Source organism: Mariniluteicoccus flavus, from assembly GCF_054776655.1.
The window spans coordinates 64,925-81,904 of sequence record NZ_BAAHBN010000003.1 but is presented as its reverse complement, the minus strand read 5'-3'; the positions used below and the strand labels follow the sequence as shown (position 1 = coordinate 81,904).

The following is a 16,980-nucleotide window of genomic DNA, read 5'->3' as shown; positions in this document are numbered from 1 at the left end:
GTCAGTTCACCCGCACTCTCGGATCGAGGACGACCAGCGCGATGTCGGCGAGGATTGCGCCGATCGCGGTCATGAGGGCGCCGAACGCGGCGACCGCGACGACGCCGTGGATGTCGTTCTTATTCAGGGTCTCGATGAAATAGGAGCCCATGCCCTTCCAGGCGAACAGGGTCTCGGTGATCACGGCGCCGGAGAAGATGCCGGGGATCGAGAAGGCGACCGAGTTGGCGACCGGGATGATCGAGGCGCGCAGGGCGTGGCGGCGGATGGCCTCGGCCTTGGTGAGGCCCTTGGCCCGCGCGGTGCGGACGAAGTCGGCGCCGATGTTGTCGAGCAGCAGCGCCCGCTGGAGGAAGTGGTAGGACGCATACCCGATCAGCACGAGGGCGACCGTGGGGAGCGCGAGGTGCTGGATCACGTCGACGAACTTCGCGAAACCCTCCTTGGGCGTCGGCGACTCCGAGCCCGCGACGTAGAACACCGTGGTGCCGACCAGCTTGTTGAAGCGGATGCCGAGCAGCACGACGATCAGCGAGGCCACGACCACGTGGATGTTCATCGCGATGATGGAGGTCCACTGGAAGAAGCGGTCCCCCGCCTTGTACTGCCGCGACGCGGTGAACACTCCGATCGCGACGCCGATGACGACGGTGAGGACCGTGGCCAGGAGCATCAGCTCGAAGGAGATCCAGATGCGGTAGGAGATCTGGTTGTTGATGGGGTCGCCGATGGGCGACTTGCCCCAGTCCCAGTGGAGGAAGATGCCGCTGATCCAGGTCCACCAGCGCTCGAGGATCGGCTGCTGCTCCGACAGGTTGTATTCACGCAGCATCCGGTCCAGCTGCTGCGGGGGGATGGGGGGTCGCCGGTCGGCATAGTTGGACTCGGGGTCCAGGGCCCAGTTCGCCAAGAAGTAGGTCAGGTTCGTCGCCGCGAAGATCATGATGATCCAGGTGACGACCCGTTGCATGAGGTACTTGAACATAGGGGGTGGCCTACGCGCTTCTTCCCGGCGTCACCCGCGCCCTGGGTCGCAGGGCCCGTCTCCACCTTCGGTCGGGGATTTCTTCCACCGCGTCGTTGCGGTGACGCGAAACTAGTCCTCGTCTGGGCAGATTGACAGCACCCGGTGCCGAAGCGTTATCAAACTGTCAGAACTCAGAACTCAGGACGCCAGACCCAGACGATCCATGCGCAGTTGGTGATTCTCGACGAGCCGCGTGAGCATGCGCCCGATGGCCGCGAGGTCGAGCCCCGGACGGTCGGCCGAGCCCGACAGCAGCGCGGTCAGCGCCTCGCGGTCGACGGCGACGCGCTGGGCCTGGGTGAGCGCCTCCCCGACCAGCCGGCGGCCCCACAGGGCCAGCTTGCCGCCCACCGTCGGGTCCTCGGAGATGGCCTGGCGTACGCGGCCCACGATGTAGTCCGACGCGCGCTCGTCGGCCAGCACCTCGAAGACGAGGTCGCGGGTCTCGGGATCGACGTACGCGGCCACCTCCCGATAGAAGTCGGCCGCGAACCCGTCGCCCACATAGGTCTTGACGAGGCCCTCGAGCCACGAGTGGGGCTTGGTGAACGCGTGGTAGGCGTCGAACGCCTTGTGGAACGGCTCCATCACGTCCATCACGTCGGCGTCGAGGTCGAGCAGGCGCTGGCGTACGCGGTCGAAGTTGTTGAACTGCACCGCCGCCATCGACGACACCATGACGCGGTCGGCGAGGGTCGGGGCGCCGTCGGCGTCCTCGGCGAGGCGCTGGAACGCGGTCAGCTCGCCGTAGGCGAGGACGCCGAGCAGGTCGACGGCGCCGTCGCGATAGACATCGGGAGTGGACGGCTCGGGAGTGGAGGGCTCGGGGGTGAGCGCAGGCTGCTCTGACATGCCGCCATCGTAGGAGGTCGCTCCGCTCCCCACTCACGCAACTTGCGCACCCGACTGCACGGGTTGGGTGCCCGCCCCGGCGTGTCGCCGCGATTCGTGCACACGGGACACGCCGGGGAGCGGGCGTACGCGGCCGTCAGCCCAGCCTGTACGCCTCCTTCGCGATCTCCAGGCGCCCACCGGTCTCCTGGTTGAGGCAGGTGATGCCGGCCTCGGCCGACGAGCACTGGAACTCTGCGACCTTGATGGTCTGGCCATAGTTCAGCGCCACGGTCGGCGCGCCGTGCCAGTCGATGCGGTGCCCGGCGTTCGGGTGGCCGCTCCACCACGCCGTCGGCGCTGTCCCCTCGTGCGCCAACGCCTGGCCCGCCTGGGTTGCGCAGCCTCCGGCGCCGACCTGGGCGAGCCTGAGCACACCGGCGCTGGTGCCGGGCTCACAGTCGCGGGGCGGCGTCTCCCACTGACGTTCGTCAGCGTTGCAGGTGACCCCCTTCTCGGCGTCCATGGTGCAGCCGAGGTTGCCCGTCGGCGACGCGAACGCCACGGGGCCGGGAGCCTCGATGACGGGGTTCGGCTCCCCCGCGTGCGCCGACGTGCCGGTCAGCGTCGCCGCGGCGGCGGCTCCGGCGGTCGCGAGGGCGAGGATGGTCCTTCTCATGGTCTTCTCCTTCATGCTCTCGGGTACTGCTTCGGACCCCTGCGATGCACCCACCTCCCCCGGGTGTTCCCGGGTTCTCGCCCTTTTCGCGCTAGAATGGCCAGGCGTACGCGATCCCGCGTACTGTCGGCGGTCGCCCGGCGCCCTTCGGCGCTGCACCGCGACACACGTTCCACGCCGGGTCCTGACGGGTCCGGGACCCACAGAAGGAAACAGGATCCTGTCCGAGGACATCTCTGACATCGTCGCGGCCGAGCTCGTGACTGATGACCAGCCCATCGAAGACCCCCGCCAGACGTTCGCCGACCTGGGCGTGCTGCCCTCGATCTGCGAGGCGCTGGAGCAGGTCGGCATCACCCACCCGTTCCCCATCCAGTCGATGTCGATCCCGATCGCGGTCGCCGGCACCGACATGATCGGCCAGGCCCGCACGGGCACCGGCAAGACCTTGGCGTTCGGCATCTCGCTGCTGCAGCGCATCACCGTCGACAACGAGCCGGGCGTCGCGCCGCAGGCCCTCGTCGTCGCGCCGACGCGCGAGCTCGCGCTGCAGGTGTCGAAGGACCTCGCCGTGGCCTCGTCGGTGTTGGGCGCGCGCGTGCTCACCGTCTACGGCGGCGTGGGCTATGACCCCCAGCTCGACGCGCTGCGCGACGGCGTCGACGTCGTCGTCGGTACGCCGGGCCGCCTGCTCGACCTCGTCAACCGCCGCGCGCTCGACCTGCGCCACATCAAGGTCATGGTGCTCGACGAGGCCGACGAGATGCTCGACCTGGGCTTCCTGCCCGACGTCGAGCGCCTGATCGCCCAGACGCCCGACTCGCGCCAGACGCTGCTCTTCTCGGCCACCATGCCGTCAGCCATCGCCTCGCTGGCCCGCACCCACCTGACCCAGCCGGTCAACATCCGTGCGGAGCACCACGACGACCTGACGACGGTGCCGCTGACGACGCAATACATCTACCAGGCCCACGACCTCGACAAGCCCGAGATCGTCGGCCGCATCCTGCAGGCCGATGACGTGGGCAAGGTCATCATCTTCTGCCGCACGAAGCGGTCGGCCCAGCGCGTCGCCGACGACCTCGAGGCCCGCGGGTTCAACGCGGCCCCGATCCACGGCGACCTGCGCCAGGAGGCGCGCGAGCGCGCGCTGAAGAAGTTCCGCGAGGACAAGATCAAGGTGCTCGTGGCGACCGACGTGGCCGCGCGCGGCATCGACGTCGCCGGCGTGTCCCACGTCATCAACTACGAGTGCCCCGACGACGACAAGACCTACGTCCACCGCATCGGCCGCACGGGCCGCGCCGGCGCCAAGGGCATCGCCGTCACCTTCGTCGACTGGGCCGACACGACGCGCTGGAAGGTCATCAACAAGACCCTCGGCCTGTCGTTCGACGAGCCCGTGGAGACCTATTCGACGTCGGCCCACCTGTTCAGCGACATGGACATCCCGGCGGGCACGAAGGGCCGTCTCAAGGACGAAGAGCCCGCTCCCCCGCGCCGCGACCGCGAGCGCGAACAGGGCACCGAGCGCAAGCGTGAGGAGCGCCCGCGTCGCGATCGCTCGCGCCGGCGTACGCGCAACGGCGAGACGGTCGCCGAGGGCTCCGAGGCGTCCGTGCCCGCCGAGTCCGCGCCGCAGCGCGCGGTGGAGGGCGTCGCCCCGGTCGACGGCGAGGCCCGCAAGCCGCGCCGCCGCCGTCGCCGCCGCAGCGGTGGGGGCGACGGCGAGAGCACCGCGGAGGACCAGGCGGGCTGAACCGGCCCACGCCGGCTGAGCGAGCGCCCACCGCCCACGCTGGCTGAGCGAGCGCCAGCGAGTCGAAGCCACCACGGCACCCCCGAACAGGGGGTGCCGTTTCGGTGTGACGGCCATTACGTTGTGCCCCATGCGCAACGAAGCGACCTCCTCTGGCCCGACCCCGGAGGACCCGACCCTGTCCTACGCCGCCGGCCCGACCGACGTGCCCCTGCTGACCGAGACGATCGGCGCGAACTTCGAGGCCACCGTGGCCGCCCACGGTGATCGCGAGGCGCTCGTCGAGCGGTGGACGGGCCGCCGCTGGACCTACCGTGAGCTCGACCGCGACGTCGACGACGTCGCCCGGGCGCTGATCGCGGCCGGCGTGAGCACGGGCGATCGCGTCGGCATCTGGTCGCCCAACTGCGCCGAGTGGGTCCTGCTTCAGTACGCGACGGCGAGGCTCGGCATCATCCTGGTCAACATCAACCCGGCCTACCGGACCCACGAGCTCGCGTACGCGCTGAACCAGTCCGAGTGCTCGCTCCTGGTCGCGGCGCAGGCCTACAAGACGTCGGTGTACGCGGCCATGATCACCGAGGTCGCCCCGCAGGCCCACTTCCTGCGCGGCGTGGTGCTGTTCGGCGAGCCGGGCGACCCTGCCGCCGCGCTTCCCGACGCGTACGCCGCCGGCGACCTCACCGTGTCCAGTTGGACCGATTTCCTTGCGCGCAAGGATTCCGTGGCGATCGAGCGCGTGCGCGAGGCCTCCGATTCCTTGCAGGCCGGCGATCCCATCAACATCCAATACACGTCGGGGACGACGGGCTATCCGAAGGGCGCCACGCTGTCGCACACGAACATCCTGAACAACGGATTCTTCGTGGGTGAAGGGATCGGGCTGACCGAGGCCGACAGGCTGGTCTATCCCGTGCCGCTCTATCACTGCTTCGGCATGGTCATGTCGAACCTCGCGTGCACCACCCACGGGGCGACGATGATCCAGCCCGCGCCGACGTTCGACGCGGAGAGCTGCCTGCAGGCGGTGCAGGACGAGCGGGCCACGATCCTCCACGGGGTGCCGACGATGTTCATCGCAGAACAGAACCTGCCGTCGTTCGCCGACTTCGACCTGTCGTCGCTGCGGTCCGGCATCATGGCGGGATCCCCTTGCCCCATTGAGGTCATGAAGCGCTGCATGAGCGACATGCACATGGCGCAGGTGTCGATCGCCTACGGCATGACCGAGACCTCGCCCGTGTCGACCCAGACCGCGATGGACGACGACGTCGAGCGCCGCACCGCCACGATCGGGCGCGTCCACCCCCACGTCGAGGTGAAGGTCGTCGACCCCGCGACGGGCGAGACGCTCCCCCGCGGCGAGACCGGCGAGTTCTGCACACGCGGCTATTCGGTCATGATCGGCTATTGGAACGAGCCCCGAAAGACCGCCGAGGCGATCGACGACGACGGGTGGATGCACACCGGCGACCTCGCGGTGATGCGCGAGGACGGCTGTCTCACCATCGTCGGCCGCATCAAGGACATGGTGATCCGCGGCGGCGAGAACATCTACCCCCGCGAGATCGAGGAGTTCCTGTACGCCCACCCCGACGTCACCGACGTCCAGGTCGTCGGCGTGCCCGATGAGAAATACGGCGAGGAGCTGTGCGCGTTCCTCAAGACCCGCGACGGCAAGCAGTTGGACGCGGCGGCGATCCGGGAGTTCGCGACCGGGCAGCTCGCGAACTTCAAGATCCCGAAATACGTGCTCGTCGTCGACGATTTCCCGATGACCGTCACCGGCAAGGTACGCAAGGTCGAGATGCGCGCCAGCGCGGCGCAGCTGCTGGGGCTGTGAGACGGTGGGCCGAACGGCTCAGGCCATGACCTGCGCCCACTCGGCGCGCCGGTCGAGCATGGCCCGCACCGCGGCCTGCGCGTCGGCGAGCGAGTGGTTGGCGCCCCACCCGCACTGCACCTCGTTGGCCGCGGGCACCTCGGTCGCGGTGAGGATGTCGCTGAACGCGGCCTCGACGAGGCCCATCGCCTGGTCGATGTCGGGCTCGCCGCTCATGATCAGATAGAAGCCCGTCTGGCAGCCCATCGGCGAGAAGTCGATCACGGCATCGCTGTGGTCACGGGACTTCTCGGCGAACGTGTGCTCGATCGAGTGGATGGCCGTCATCTCGAGGTGCTCGCTGTTGGGCTGGCAGAACCGCACGTCGTATTTGGTCAGCACGTCCCCCTGCGGCAGCCGCTTGACGTCGGCGACGCGCACATAGGGCGCGGCCACGGCGGTGTGATCGAGGTTGAAGCTCTCCACGTTCATGCGTTCGGTCATGGGGCCAGTCTGCCCGACCACGACCCTCGAGACCTCACCGTCCCAGCAGCTCCCTGAGCCGCGCGTACATCTGTGGCGTGGTGAGGTTGCTGCCCAGCTCGTGGTCGACCTTGCCGAGCCCGTGGTGGTCCGACGAGCCCGTCCCCAGACAGTCCAGGTCCCGCGCGAGCGTACGCAGCGTCTCCCGCGCCTCGGGCCCGTGGTCGTGGTGGTCGACCTCGAAACCCGCCAGCCCGTGGTCGCGCACGAGCGACCCCAGCACGTCGGCCGTCAGCACCCCCCGCGACCCGCGCCCCCACGGGTGCGCGATCACCGGGACTCCCCCCGCTCCCCGCACCAGCGCGATGCCGCGCTCGAGGTCACAGGCATACCGCTCCACGTGGGCCGGGCCGCCGTCGTGCAGGAAGCGGTCGAACGCCTCGGTGCGGTCGGCGACGAATCCCTTCGCCACCAGCGCATCGGCGATGTGCGGCCGCCCCAGCGCCGGCGCAGAACCGGCCTGGGCGCGCACGTCGTCCTCCGTCAGTTCCATGCCGAGCCCGGCCAGCAGCGCGAGCACCGCCGGCAGGCGCCCGTCGCGCCCCTCGAGGATGCGCTCCAGTTCGGCGAGCAACGGTGCGTCCGTCACGTCCATCCCGTACGCCAGCAGGTGCACCGACCGCCCGTCGAGCGTCGTCGACATCTCCATGCCGGGCACGACGACCACGCCGGCCTCATGCCCCGCCGCCTCGGCCTCCGGCAGGCCCGCGAACGTGTCGTGGTCGGTCAGCGCCACCACGTCGAGCCCGGCCGCCTTCGCCTTGCGCACCAGCGTTTCCGGCGGATCGGTGCCGTCGGAGACCGACGAGTGGGTGTGGAGATCGATCCTCACGGCAGCAGCGACCTGACCGTCCTCAGCCCGACCGACAGGCGCGCCACGTCGGCCCGACCCTCGATCACCGACGCGATGGTGTCGCGCGCGGCCTGGCCGCGCGGCGCCGCCGCCACCCAGCCCGTGACGACCTCGTCCACGTCGTCCGCGTCGACCGCGGCCGAGCCGTGCGATCGCAGCACCTCCGCCGTGATCTGCGCGTGGACCTGCAGCAGGTCGTCGCGCAGCGCCGCCCGCGCCATCGAGTCCCAGTGGTCCTGGCGCGGGAGCGCCGAGATCTGGCTCAGCAGGCGGTCGAGGCCGAGCTCGTCGGCGAGTGCGAAGTGGATGCGCGCGACCGTGAGCACGTCGCGGTCGAGCGCCTGGGCGTTCTGCACCATGCCGAGCGCCTGATAGAGCAGCGGCGTCCCCGCCACCACGCGCGCCAGGTCGTCGGGTACGCCCGCCTCGGCGAGCTCGGAGTGGCGCCGCTCGAACAGCTCCAGCGGCCGCCCGCTGAGCACCGACGCCAGGTTCGCCTTGACCTCCTGCACGCCCTCGGTGAACTGGTCGAGCGCGCCCTGGACGTCGAGCGGCGTCGGCCGGTTCATCAGGATCCAGCGGCCGCCGCGCTCGACCAGGTTGCGCAGCTCGAGGCGTACGCGGGTCTGCACGTCGGCGTCGAGCTCGTTGTCGAGCCGCTGGGTCTGCACCTCGTGGAGCCCGACCTTGAAGATCGACCGCGCCGCGAGCTGGGCCCGGATGATGTCGGGCGCCGACGCGGTGGTCTCGTCGACCATGCGGTGGAACCCCGTGATGCCGGACGAGTTCACATAGCGGTTCACCGCGACCGTGGTGATGATCTCGCGGTGGAGCCGGTGCTCCGGCATCACGGCGGCGTACTTCTCCCGCAGCGCCGCCGGGAAATACTGCACCAGCCGGTCGGCCAGATAGGGATCGTCCGGCAGGTCGGAGGCGAGGATCTGCTGCTCCAGGTGGATCTTGGTGTAGGCCAGCAGGGTCGACAGCTCCGGTGCCGTCAGCCCGCGTCCGTCGGCCATGCGCCGGCCCATCTCCTCGGTCGACGGCATGAACTCGATGCCACGATCGAGCAGCCCGATGCGCTCCAGCTCGGCCATCCAGCGCTCGTGGACGCCCGCCATCGACGCCGCCTGGAACACGCCGTTCGCCAGCGCCAGGTTCTGGTCGTAGTTGTGCGCCAGCACCAGCTCGGCGACCTCGTCGGTCATCGATCCCAGCAGGACGTTGCGCTCTTCCATCGTCAGGCGACCGGCCGCAACCTCGTTCTGCAACAGGATCTTGATGTTCACCTCGTGGTCGGAGGTGTCGACACCCGCCGAGTTGTCGATGAAGTCGGTGTTCACCCGACCGCCGGCCATCGCGTACTCGATGCGGCCGAGCTGGGTGCACCCGAGGTTGCCGCCCTCGCCGATCGCCTTGCAGCGCAGGTCTTCGCCGTTGACGCGCAGCACGTCATTGGCCTTGTCGCCGACCTCGGTGTGGGTCTCGGTGGCGGCCTTCACGTACGTGCCGATGCCGCCGTTCCACAGCAGGTCGACCGGCGACGTCAGGATCGCCGAGATCAGCTCGGTCGGCGGCAGCGCGGTGACGTCGTCGTCGATGCCGAGCGCCTCGCGCACCTGCGGCGTGATCGGGATCGACTTGGCCTGGCGCGAATGGATGCCGCCGCCCTCGCTGATGAGCGACGCGTCGTAGTCGCTCCACGACGACCTCGGCAGGTCGAACAGGCGCCGGCGCTCCTCCCACGACGACGCCGCGTCGGGGGTGGGGTCGAGGAAGATGTGCTGGTGGTTGAACGCCGCGACCAGCCGGATGTGCTTGCTGAGCAGCATTCCGTTGCCGAACACGTCACCGGCCATGTCGCCGATGCCGACGCAGGTGAAGTCCTCGGTCTGGCAGTCCACGCCCATCTCGCGGAAGTGGCGCTTGACCGACTCCCACGCGCCGCGGGCCGTGATGCCCATGGCCTTGTGGTCATAGCCCACCGAGCCACCCGAGGCGAACGCGTCACCCATCCAGAACCCGCGCGTCGTCGAGATCTCGTTGGCCGTGTCGGAGAACGTCGCCGTGCCCTTGTCGGCCGCCACCACGAGATAGGGGTCGTCGCCGTCGTAGCGCACCACGTTCCGCGGCGGATCGATCTCACCCTCGACGATGTTGTCGGTCACGTCGAGCAGGGAGTTGATGAACACCTTGTAGGACGCGCGCCCCTCCTCGAACCACGCATTCCTGTCCACCCCGGGATCGGGGAGCTGCTTGGGGAAGAACCCGCCCTTCGCGCCGACCGGCACGATGACGGTGTTCTTCACCATCTGGGCCTTCACCAGACCGAGCACCTCGGTGCGGAAGTCCTCCCGGCGGTCGGACCAGCGCAGGCCGCCGCGCGCCACGTCGCCGAAGCGCAGGTGCACCCCTTCGAGGCGCGGCGAGCACACGAAGATCTCGTACGCCGGCCTCGGCTCCGGCAGGTCCTTCAACTCACGCGGAAGCAGCTTGATGGCCATCGCCTGGGCGTCGTCGCGGAACGCGTTGGTGCGGATCGTCGCGCCGATGATCGCCAGGAACGACCGGATGATGCGGTCGTGGTCGAGGCTCGCCACGTCGTCGAGCGCGGCAGTCACCTGGTCGACAAGGCGCGCGACCTCGGCGTGGCGCTCGTCGTCGTCGGTGAAGCCGGCCGGATCGAACTTGGTGCGGAACAGCGCCGCGAGGTCGGCCGCGATCTCGACGTTCGCCAGCAGCGCCTGCGCGATGTAGGCCTGCGAGTGGGTGGTCCCGGCCTGCTGGAGGTAGCGCGAGATCGTCCGCAGCCACGTCACTTCACGCCAGTCGAGCCCCGCGCTGAGCACGAGCCCATGCAGGAGGTCCGACTCGGCCTGGCCCGCGTACGCCGCCTCGAACGCCTCACCGAAACGCTGGCGCGCCTCCGGCGTCCACGACGCCAGCGCGGCCTCGCCGCCCGGCACCTTCAGCCCGAAGTCATAGACGTAGGCCCGCCCGACACCCGGCACGTTCATCTCGTAGGGCCGCTCGTCGATCACGTCGACGCCGAGCCGCGTGAGGTGGGGCAACACCTGCGACAGCGACATCGACGCGCCGCGGCGGAAGACCTTGAAGCGCAGGTCGGCCTCGTCGGCCTCCTCGTCGGGGGTGTACAGCACCATGTCCATGGCGCGCTGGTCGCCGAGACCGGTGAGCGCCGACAGGTCCATCACGGCGTGACGGGCGGAGAAGTCCTCCTTGTAGCCCTCGGGCAGCGCCTGGGCCACCGCGGCGAGGTGGCCGCCGATGCCGCCGTCGGCGACCTGGGCGGCGAAGTCGTCGTCCCAGCTGCGCACGGCCGCAGTCACGTCGGTCTCGAGCGTGACGAGGTCGATGTCGCCGACCCGCTGGCCCGGGGCCATGCGTACGACGAAGTGCAGGCGCGCCAGGATCGACTCATTGGCGCGCGCCTGGAACTCGACGGACGCCCCACCGAGGCGATCCATCAGGACGCGCTCGACCTTCTGGCGGACGGCGGTGTTGTAGCGGTCCCGCGGGAAATAGACGAGGAACGACGCGAACCGCCCGTAGGTGTCGCGGCGCGCGAAGACGCGCACCTGGCGGCGTTCCCGCAGCCGTGAGATCTGCTCGATGACCGGGCTGAGCACGTCGGCCTTGGTCTGGAACAGTTCGTCGCGCGGATAGGACTCGACCACGGCCTCGATGGCTTTGGCGCCATGGGAATCGGGGTCATAGCCGGAGTTGCGCAGGATGCGGTCGGCCTTCGCGCGCAGCATCGGGATGCGTTTGACCGAGTCGGTGTAGGCCGACGCCGCGAACAGGCCGAGGAAGCGTCGCTCCCCCACCACGTGGCCGTCACCGTCGAACAGGCGGACGCCGACATAGTCGAGGTAGGACGGCCGGTGGACCGTCGACTTCACGTTGTCCTTGGTCACCACCATCAGCAGCGGCCGGTCGTCGGTGGGCGGCAGCGCGTGGAAGGCGTCCTTCTCGTCGGCATCGGCGCGCAGGATGCCGAGCCCGGTCGTGGGTACGGGCGCGTACGCGCGGTTCTCCCCCTCGCCGGTCAGGCGATATTCGCGATACCCCAGGAACGTGAAGTGGTTCTCCCCCAACCAGGTCAGGAACTCCTCGGCGGTGTCGCGCTCGGACTCCGGGCACGGGATCTCGTAGCGCATCGCCTCGAGGAGGCGCACGGTCTCGCTCATCTTGGCACGCATGCGCTGCCAGTCCTCGACGGCCTCCTCGACCGACCCGATGACGCGGCGCAGGCCCTCTTCGAGCTCGCGCGCGACGTCCTCGAACGGCTCGTCGGACAGCGGGGCATCGACCTCCAGGTGGATCCACGACTCGCGCGTGGTCATGGGGTCGGTGAACGCGGCGGCGCTGTGCACGATGGCCTCGAGCCCGCCGACGGCGTCGCGGCGGACCACGTATTGGGGGTGGAACACCTCGCGGATGTTCCAGCCCTGGCGCAGGACCTCCATCGACACGGTGTCGACGAGGAACGGCAGGTCGTTGGTCACGACCTGCACGACGGCCGCACCGACCTCCCAGCCGTCGGCGTCGCGCACCGGGCGGAAGACCCGCACGTTGGGGCTCGCGTCGGCGCGCGTGCCGGCCAGCGTGACGTGGCTGTTCACCAGACCCAGGAGGTCGCGGGTGTCGCGGTCGACGACGTCGGCAGCGTCGACGTGGCGGAAATAGTGGCCGACGAAGGTGCGCACCTGGTCGGGGTCGGCCCCCATGATCTCCTGGGCTCGCTCGGCTCCGAGGTCGGCGACCTCGGCGATCTTCGACTCCTTGCCCCGGACGTCGCGGTCCTTGGTGGGCTGCATGACTGTCACTTCGCTGCGTTCCGATCTTGTGGATCTCTTCACCCGGGGCGGGGTCTTGTGGACCGCCCGGCGGGCACGTCGTCGTGCCCTCCGGCCCACCCTAGACGGCACGTCTGACCATCGGTCGCGGGGGTTTCGGCGCGCCGTGACCTACGCGCGAGTAGCCCGTCGACGGCGTAGGGCATAGTGAAGCCATGGACATCTCCACCACCGCAGATTTCGCCGCCGATCCCCAGACCGTGTACGCGATGCTGACCGACGAGGCATTCCTGACCGAGGTCGCGAAGGCGTCGGGCGCCACCGAGCACGAGGTCGCCGTCTCCGGCTCGACCACCCGCTCGAAGCGGGTCCTGCCGAACCCGCCCGAGATGGCGAAGTTCGCGGGCCCGAGCCTGACCGTCATCGAGGAGGTCGTGTGGGGCGAGGCGGGCCCGGACGGCTCCCGCACCGGCACGCTCGACCTCAAGGTGCCGGGCCAGCCCGTCACCATGCCGGGCCGGGTCTCGCTGGCCCCCGGTGGCCGCGGCACCCAGATCACCGTCAACGGCGACCTCACCGTGAAAATCCCCCTGCTGGGCAAGAAGCTCGAGAAGGCCGCGGCCCCCGCGATCCTCGAGGGGATCGGCATCCAGCAGCAGGTGGGCGACAAGTGGCTGGCGCGCTGAGCTGTCGCTGACGAGGGCCGCCGGGTCGCGCCTACCTGACCGGCCTGCGCGATGGCCCGCCTGATTCCTGCAGATCGTTGGGTGTGTATGCCCAACGATCGCCATCTCCTCGCGCAGGGCGGATCGAGGACATGAGGATCGTCGGGTGAACTCACCCGGCGATGGCCATCCCTACTTCTTCGGCCCGTTCGGCAGGTAGGTCGCCGGCACACCCGCCCGCACGCCCGTCGTCGGGTCGGACACCTCGACGAACTCGTCGCCGTCGCCGACCAGCTCGGTGACGGCGTCGACCGGGGCGTCGGTGGTCACGACGTGCACCACGTCCTCGTCGTCGTCCTCGCCCGCGAACCGTTCGGCCTCGGTGGAGGCCATGAAGCCTCCGAGGGTGAGCGTCTCGACGAACTCGTCCGCGGTCTCGGCGTCCGCACAGTGGATCCTGATGGCCATTCCCCCAGCCTATGAGAGCGTCGCCGCATGGCGCATGCGACCTACACCCACGGCCACCACGAGAGCGTGTTGCGCTCCCACCGCTGGCGCACGGCGGAGAACTCGGCGGCCTACCTGCTGCCCCACCTGCGCCCGGGCGAGAGCCTCCTCGACATCGGGTGCGGCCCCGGCACGCTGACCGTCGACCTCGCCCGCTCCGGGCCCAATGTCACCGCCCTCGAACCCACCGAGGACGCCCTCGACCTGTGCCGCGCCGAGGCCGAGCGCCAGGGGGTCGAGCTGGCGTACGCCACCGGCGACGTGCACACCCTCCCTTTCCCGGACGCGAGCTTCGATGTCGTCCACGCCCACCAGGTCCTGCAGCATGTCGGCGACCCCGTGCAGGCGCTGCGCGAGATGTGGCGCGTGTGCCGCCCCGGCGGGCTCGTGGCGGTACGCGACTCCGACTACCACGGCTTCGTCTGGGCACCCGCCGACCCCGCACTGGACGGGTGGATGGACCTCTACCAGCGCCTCGCGCGGGCCAACGGCGGGGAGCCGGACGCCGGTCGTCACCTCGCCCGCTGGGCCCGCGAGGCCGGGCTCACCGACGTGACCCCGACCTCGAGCACGTGGTGCTTCGCCACGCCCGACGACCGCGCGTGGTGGGGCGGCATGTGGGCCGACCGCGTCCTGCAGTCACGCTTCGCCGGTCAGGCGCTGGACGACGGAGCAGCCACGCGTACGGACTTGGATCAGATCCGTGGCGCGTGGCTGCGGTGGGCCGATTCACCCGACGGCTGGCTGTCGCTGCTGCACGGGGAGATCGTGGCGCGAAAGCCCTAGCGAGACGCCTCAGCCCATGTGCGGGTAGTCGATCGCCGTCGGCGGCACGAACGTCTCCTTGACCGAGCGCGGGCTCGTCCAGCGGATGAGGTTCCACATCGAGCCGGCCTTGTCGTTGGTGCCCGATGCGCGGGCGCCGCCGAAGGGCTGCTGGCCGACGACCGCGCCGGTCGGCTTGTCGTTGATGTAGAAGTTGCCGGCCGCCTGGCGCAGACCCTTCATCGCGCGCTCGGTCGCATACCGGTCCTCCGAGATGATCGCGCCGGTCAGCGCGTACGGCGACGTGCGGTCCACGACCTCGATCACCTCGTCGAAGTCGGCGTCGTCGTAGATGTAGACACCCAACAGCGGCCCGAAGAACTCGGTGGTGAGCACCTCGTGGTCGGGGTTCTCGGTCGTCACGATCGTCGGGCGCACGAACCAGCCCGTCGAGCGGTCCACAGAGCCGCCGGCCACGACCTCGGCGTCGTCGGCCGCCTTCGCCCGGTCGATCGCGTCGGACAGCTTGGTGAAGGAGCGCTCGTCGATGACCGCCGAGGTGAAGTTCGACAGGTCCCGCACGTCTCCGACGGTGATGGCGTCGGCCTGGGCGACCAGGTCGTCCTTCATCTGCTCCCACAGCGAACGGGGGACGTACGCGCGGCTGGCCGCGGAGCACTTCTGTCCCGAATATTCGAAGGCGCCGCGCAGCAGCGCCGTACGCAGGACGTCGACGTCGGCCGACGGGTGGGCGAGCACGAAGTCCTTGCCGCCGGTCTCGCCGACGATGCGCGGATAGGAGCGATAGTTCGCGATGTTCTCACCGACGGTCTTCCACAGCATCTGGAAGGTCTTGGTCGAGCCGGTGAAGTGGATGCCGGCCAGGTCAGGATGAGTGAGCGCCACCGACGAGATGTCCTCGCCGCGACCCGGCAGCAGGTTGATGACGCCGTCGGGCAGTCCGGCGGCGCGGAACAGCTCCATGGTGTGGTGGGCCGCGTACTGCTGGGTGGTCGACGGCTTCCACAGCACGACGTTGCCCATGAGCGCGGGGGCCATCGGCAGGTTGCCCGCGATCGCGGTGAAGTTGAACGGGGTGATCGCATAGACGAAGCCCTCGAGCGGGCGATAGTCGGTGCGGTTCCACACGCCGGGCGAGCTCTCGGGCTGGACGCCGATGATCTGCTCGGCGAACGCGACGTTGAAGCGCAGGAAGTCGATCAGCTCGCACGCGGAGTCGATCTCGGCCTGCTGGGCGGTCTTGGCCTGGCCGAGCATCGTCGCGGCGTTCAGGCGAGCGCGCCAGGGGCCGGCGAGCAGGTCGGCGGCGCGCAGGAAGATCGCGGCGCGCTCGGCGAACGGCAGCGCGGCCCAGGCCGGAGCCGCGGCGGCGGCCGCGGCGATCGCGTCGGTGGCGTCCTGCGCGGTCGACTCGGCCGAGTGGCCGAGGACGTGCTGGTGGTCCGACGGCATGGTCACGTCGAACTTCTCGCCGCCGGGCATGCGCGACTCGCCGTCGATGCGGGCGGTGAGGTCGATGGGACCCTGCGCGGACTGCTTCGCAAGCTCGGCCTCGAGGGTCGCGCGCTCGGGAGTGCCGGGGGCATAGGTCAGGACGGTCTCGTTGCGGGGCTGGGGTACGGGGCTGAAGATATCCACCCACGAACCATAGTTGAGGGAGCGCACGTTGGCTGAGCGAGGCCGCCCACAGCCCCCACGCTGGCTGAGCGAGGCCGCCCACAGCCCCCACGCTGGCTGAGCGAGGCCGCCTGCGGCCGAGTCGAAGCCCGCCTACCCCGCCCGCTCCCGCACCAGCCGCCGCAGCATCCGCGCGTCCGCGAATCCCACCGCCCGCGCCGCCGCCTGCCGCGTCCACCCCTGACCGACCAGGCGTTCGGCGTGCTCCACCCGCACGGCCTGCTGGTGGCGCAGCGGCGTCGTCCCGAGCGCGTGGGCGAAGAGTCGGGTGAGCGTACGCGCGCTCACCCCCACCTCGCCCGCCAGCAGTTCGAGCGGCAGCGGGTCGGCGTATCGCCCCTCGATCACGTCCTGCGCGCGATGCACCGCGTCGACGAGGTGGGCCCGGCGGCCCAGCAACACCGACTGTTGGGGCTCGTCCCCGTTGCGGCGGGCGTAGACGACCATGGCCCGCGCCACGCGCCCCGACGCGGCCGGTCCGAGGTCGCGCGCGACGAGGTGGAGGGCGAGGTCGATGCCCGACGCGATCCCTGCTGACGTGTGGATCGGGCCGTCGTCGACGAACAGCACGTCGGGCACGACGGTGACGCGAGGGAACCGGGCGGCCAGGGCCGCCTGGACGTCGTGGTGGGTGGTGGCTCGTCGCCCGTCGAGGACGCCCGCAGCGGCCAGCGACCAGGCCCCGGCGCACACGCTGACGGCCTCGCCGCCCGCGGTCATGTGGTGGCGGATCCACTGCAGGGCAGGCTTTCCGAGGGGCTGGCGTACGCGTCCGGTCCCCACCCGCCACCCCGGCACGACCACCAGACCGCGCCCGTCCGGCTCGGGCCAGTCCGTCCGAGCGGCCAGTTCGACGCCCTGGTGTGTGGCGACCGTCGACGTCTCGGCCAGGTGTTCCAGCACGTACGCCCCGCCGTGGTCGTTCGCGGTGGAGAACACCTGGGCCGGGCCGGCGAGGTCGAGCAGGTGGAGGCCGGGCGGGAGCAGGAAGCGGACGGGGGTGGTCATGAT

Annotated in this window: 12 protein-coding genes and 1 pseudogene; 4 read left to right on the top strand and 9 right to left on the bottom strand. The window is 70.1% G+C overall.

Annotated features, from left to right (window positions below):
• Position 1: 1 nt before the first annotated feature.
• The 3 genes from ACYVAG_RS06570 to ACYVAG_RS06560 form a co-directional block, all read right to left on the bottom strand.
• Positions 2–985 (bottom strand): ABC transporter permease, encoded by a 984-nt coding sequence (locus tag ACYVAG_RS06570; protein ID WP_460768157.1) that lies wholly within the window; start codon positions 983–985, stop codon positions 2–4.
• 180 nt (positions 986–1,165) lie between these two features.
• Positions 1,166–1,879 carry a ferritin-like fold-containing protein gene (locus tag ACYVAG_RS06565; RefSeq protein WP_460768155.1) on the bottom strand — a complete coding sequence of 238 codons (714 nt, stop codon included), beginning with the start codon at positions 1,877–1,879 and terminating at the stop codon, positions 1,166–1,168.
• A 136-nt stretch (positions 1,880–2,015) separates the two neighbouring features.
• Entirely contained in the window at positions 2,016–2,537 is a 522-nt protein-coding gene (locus ACYVAG_RS06560; protein ID WP_460768154.1) for a hypothetical protein, read from the bottom strand.
• A gap of 96 nt (positions 2,538–2,633) precedes the next feature.
• Here ACYVAG_RS06560 and ACYVAG_RS06555 point away from each other — a divergent pair.
• Positions 2,634–4,296, top strand: a pseudogene (locus tag ACYVAG_RS06555) (DEAD/DEAH box helicase).
• Between the two features lie 130 nt (positions 4,297–4,426).
• Positions 4,427–6,139: an AMP-binding protein gene (locus tag ACYVAG_RS06550; protein WP_460768153.1), complete on the top strand. Its 1,713-nt coding sequence runs from the start codon at positions 4,427–4,429 to the stop codon at positions 6,137–6,139.
• 18 nt (positions 6,140–6,157) lie between these two features.
• Here the strand turns inward: ACYVAG_RS06550 and ACYVAG_RS06545 are convergent, their stop codons facing one another.
• From ACYVAG_RS06545 to ACYVAG_RS06535, 3 genes are read right to left on the bottom strand one after another with little or no spacing between them, the layout of a single operon-like run.
• A complete protein-coding gene (locus tag ACYVAG_RS06545) occupies positions 6,158–6,622 on the bottom strand; it encodes an S-ribosylhomocysteine lyase (protein ID WP_460768151.1) in 465 nt (154 codons plus the stop codon).
• Positions 6,623–6,656: 34 nt separating this feature from the next.
• A complete protein-coding gene (locus ACYVAG_RS06540; RefSeq protein WP_460768150.1) occupies positions 6,657–7,493 on the bottom strand; it encodes a PHP domain-containing protein in 837 nt (278 codons plus the stop codon).
• Entirely contained in the window at positions 7,490–12,355 is a 4,866-nt protein-coding gene (locus tag ACYVAG_RS06535; protein WP_460768149.1) for an NAD-glutamate dehydrogenase, read from the bottom strand. The genes ACYVAG_RS06540 and ACYVAG_RS06535 overlap by 4 nt, the downstream gene beginning before the upstream one ends.
• Before the next feature lie 194 nt (positions 12,356–12,549).
• Between ACYVAG_RS06535 and ACYVAG_RS06530 the strand changes: the two genes are divergently transcribed.
• On the top strand, positions 12,550–13,020 hold the full coding sequence (locus tag ACYVAG_RS06530) for a DUF2505 domain-containing protein (protein WP_460768148.1): 471 nt from the start codon (positions 12,550–12,552) through the stop codon (positions 13,018–13,020).
• Between the two features lie 171 nt (positions 13,021–13,191).
• Here the strand turns inward: ACYVAG_RS06530 and ACYVAG_RS06525 are convergent, their stop codons facing one another.
• Positions 13,192–13,467, bottom strand: a complete 276-nt coding sequence (locus ACYVAG_RS06525; protein ID WP_460768146.1) for a hypothetical protein — start codon at positions 13,465–13,467, stop codon at positions 13,192–13,194.
• Positions 13,468–13,494: 27 nt separating this feature from the next.
• On the opposite strand from ACYVAG_RS06525, the gene ACYVAG_RS06520 reads away from it, so the two are divergent.
• Entirely contained in the window at positions 13,495–14,292 is a 798-nt protein-coding gene (locus ACYVAG_RS06520; RefSeq protein WP_460768145.1) for a class I SAM-dependent methyltransferase, read from the top strand.
• Positions 14,293–14,301: 9 nt separating this feature from the next.
• On the opposite strand, the gene pruA is transcribed toward ACYVAG_RS06520, so the two are convergent.
• Both pruA and ACYVAG_RS06510 read right to left on the bottom strand, forming a co-directional pair.
• A complete protein-coding gene (pruA, locus tag ACYVAG_RS06515) occupies positions 14,302–15,930 on the bottom strand; it encodes an L-glutamate gamma-semialdehyde dehydrogenase (protein ID WP_460768143.1) in 1,629 nt (542 codons plus the stop codon).
• Positions 15,931–16,062: 132 nt separating this feature from the next.
• Positions 16,063–16,977 (bottom strand): GlxA family transcriptional regulator, encoded by a 915-nt coding sequence (locus ACYVAG_RS06510; protein WP_460768142.1) that lies wholly within the window; start codon positions 16,975–16,977, stop codon positions 16,063–16,065.
• Positions 16,978–16,980: the final 3 nt, after the last annotated feature.

What these genes read in the sequence shown, in the direction of transcription:
- ACYVAG_RS06570 (WP_460768157.1), bottom strand. Translation starts at nt 985, where the DNA reads ATGTTCAAGTACCTCATGCAACGGGTCGTCACCTGGATCATCATGATC.
- ACYVAG_RS06565 (WP_460768155.1), bottom strand. Translation starts at nt 1,879, where the DNA reads ATGTCAGAGCAGCCTGCGCTCACCCCCGAGCCCTCCACTCCCGAGCCG.
- ACYVAG_RS06560 (WP_460768154.1), bottom strand. Translation starts at nt 2,537, where the DNA reads ATGAGAAGGACCATCCTCGCCCTCGCGACCGCCGGAGCCGCCGCCGCG.
- ACYVAG_RS06550 (WP_460768153.1), top strand. Translation starts at nt 4,427, where the DNA reads ATGCGCAACGAAGCGACCTCCTCTGGCCCGACCCCGGAGGACCCGACC.
- ACYVAG_RS06545 (WP_460768151.1), bottom strand. Translation starts at nt 6,622, where the DNA reads ATGACCGAACGCATGAACGTGGAGAGCTTCAACCTCGATCACACCGCC.
- ACYVAG_RS06535 (WP_460768149.1), bottom strand. Translation starts at nt 12,355, where the DNA reads ATGCAGCCCACCAAGGACCGCGACGTCCGGGGCAAGGAGTCGAAGATC.
- ACYVAG_RS06530 (WP_460768148.1), top strand. Translation starts at nt 12,550, where the DNA reads ATGGACATCTCCACCACCGCAGATTTCGCCGCCGATCCCCAGACCGTG.
- ACYVAG_RS06525 (WP_460768146.1), bottom strand. Translation starts at nt 13,467, where the DNA reads ATGGCCATCAGGATCCACTGTGCGGACGCCGAGACCGCGGACGAGTTC.
- ACYVAG_RS06520 (WP_460768145.1), top strand. Translation starts at nt 13,495, where the DNA reads ATGGCGCATGCGACCTACACCCACGGCCACCACGAGAGCGTGTTGCGC.
- ACYVAG_RS06510 (WP_460768142.1), bottom strand. Translation starts at nt 16,977, where the DNA reads ATGACCACCCCCGTCCGCTTCCTGCTCCCGCCCGGCCTCCACCTGCTC.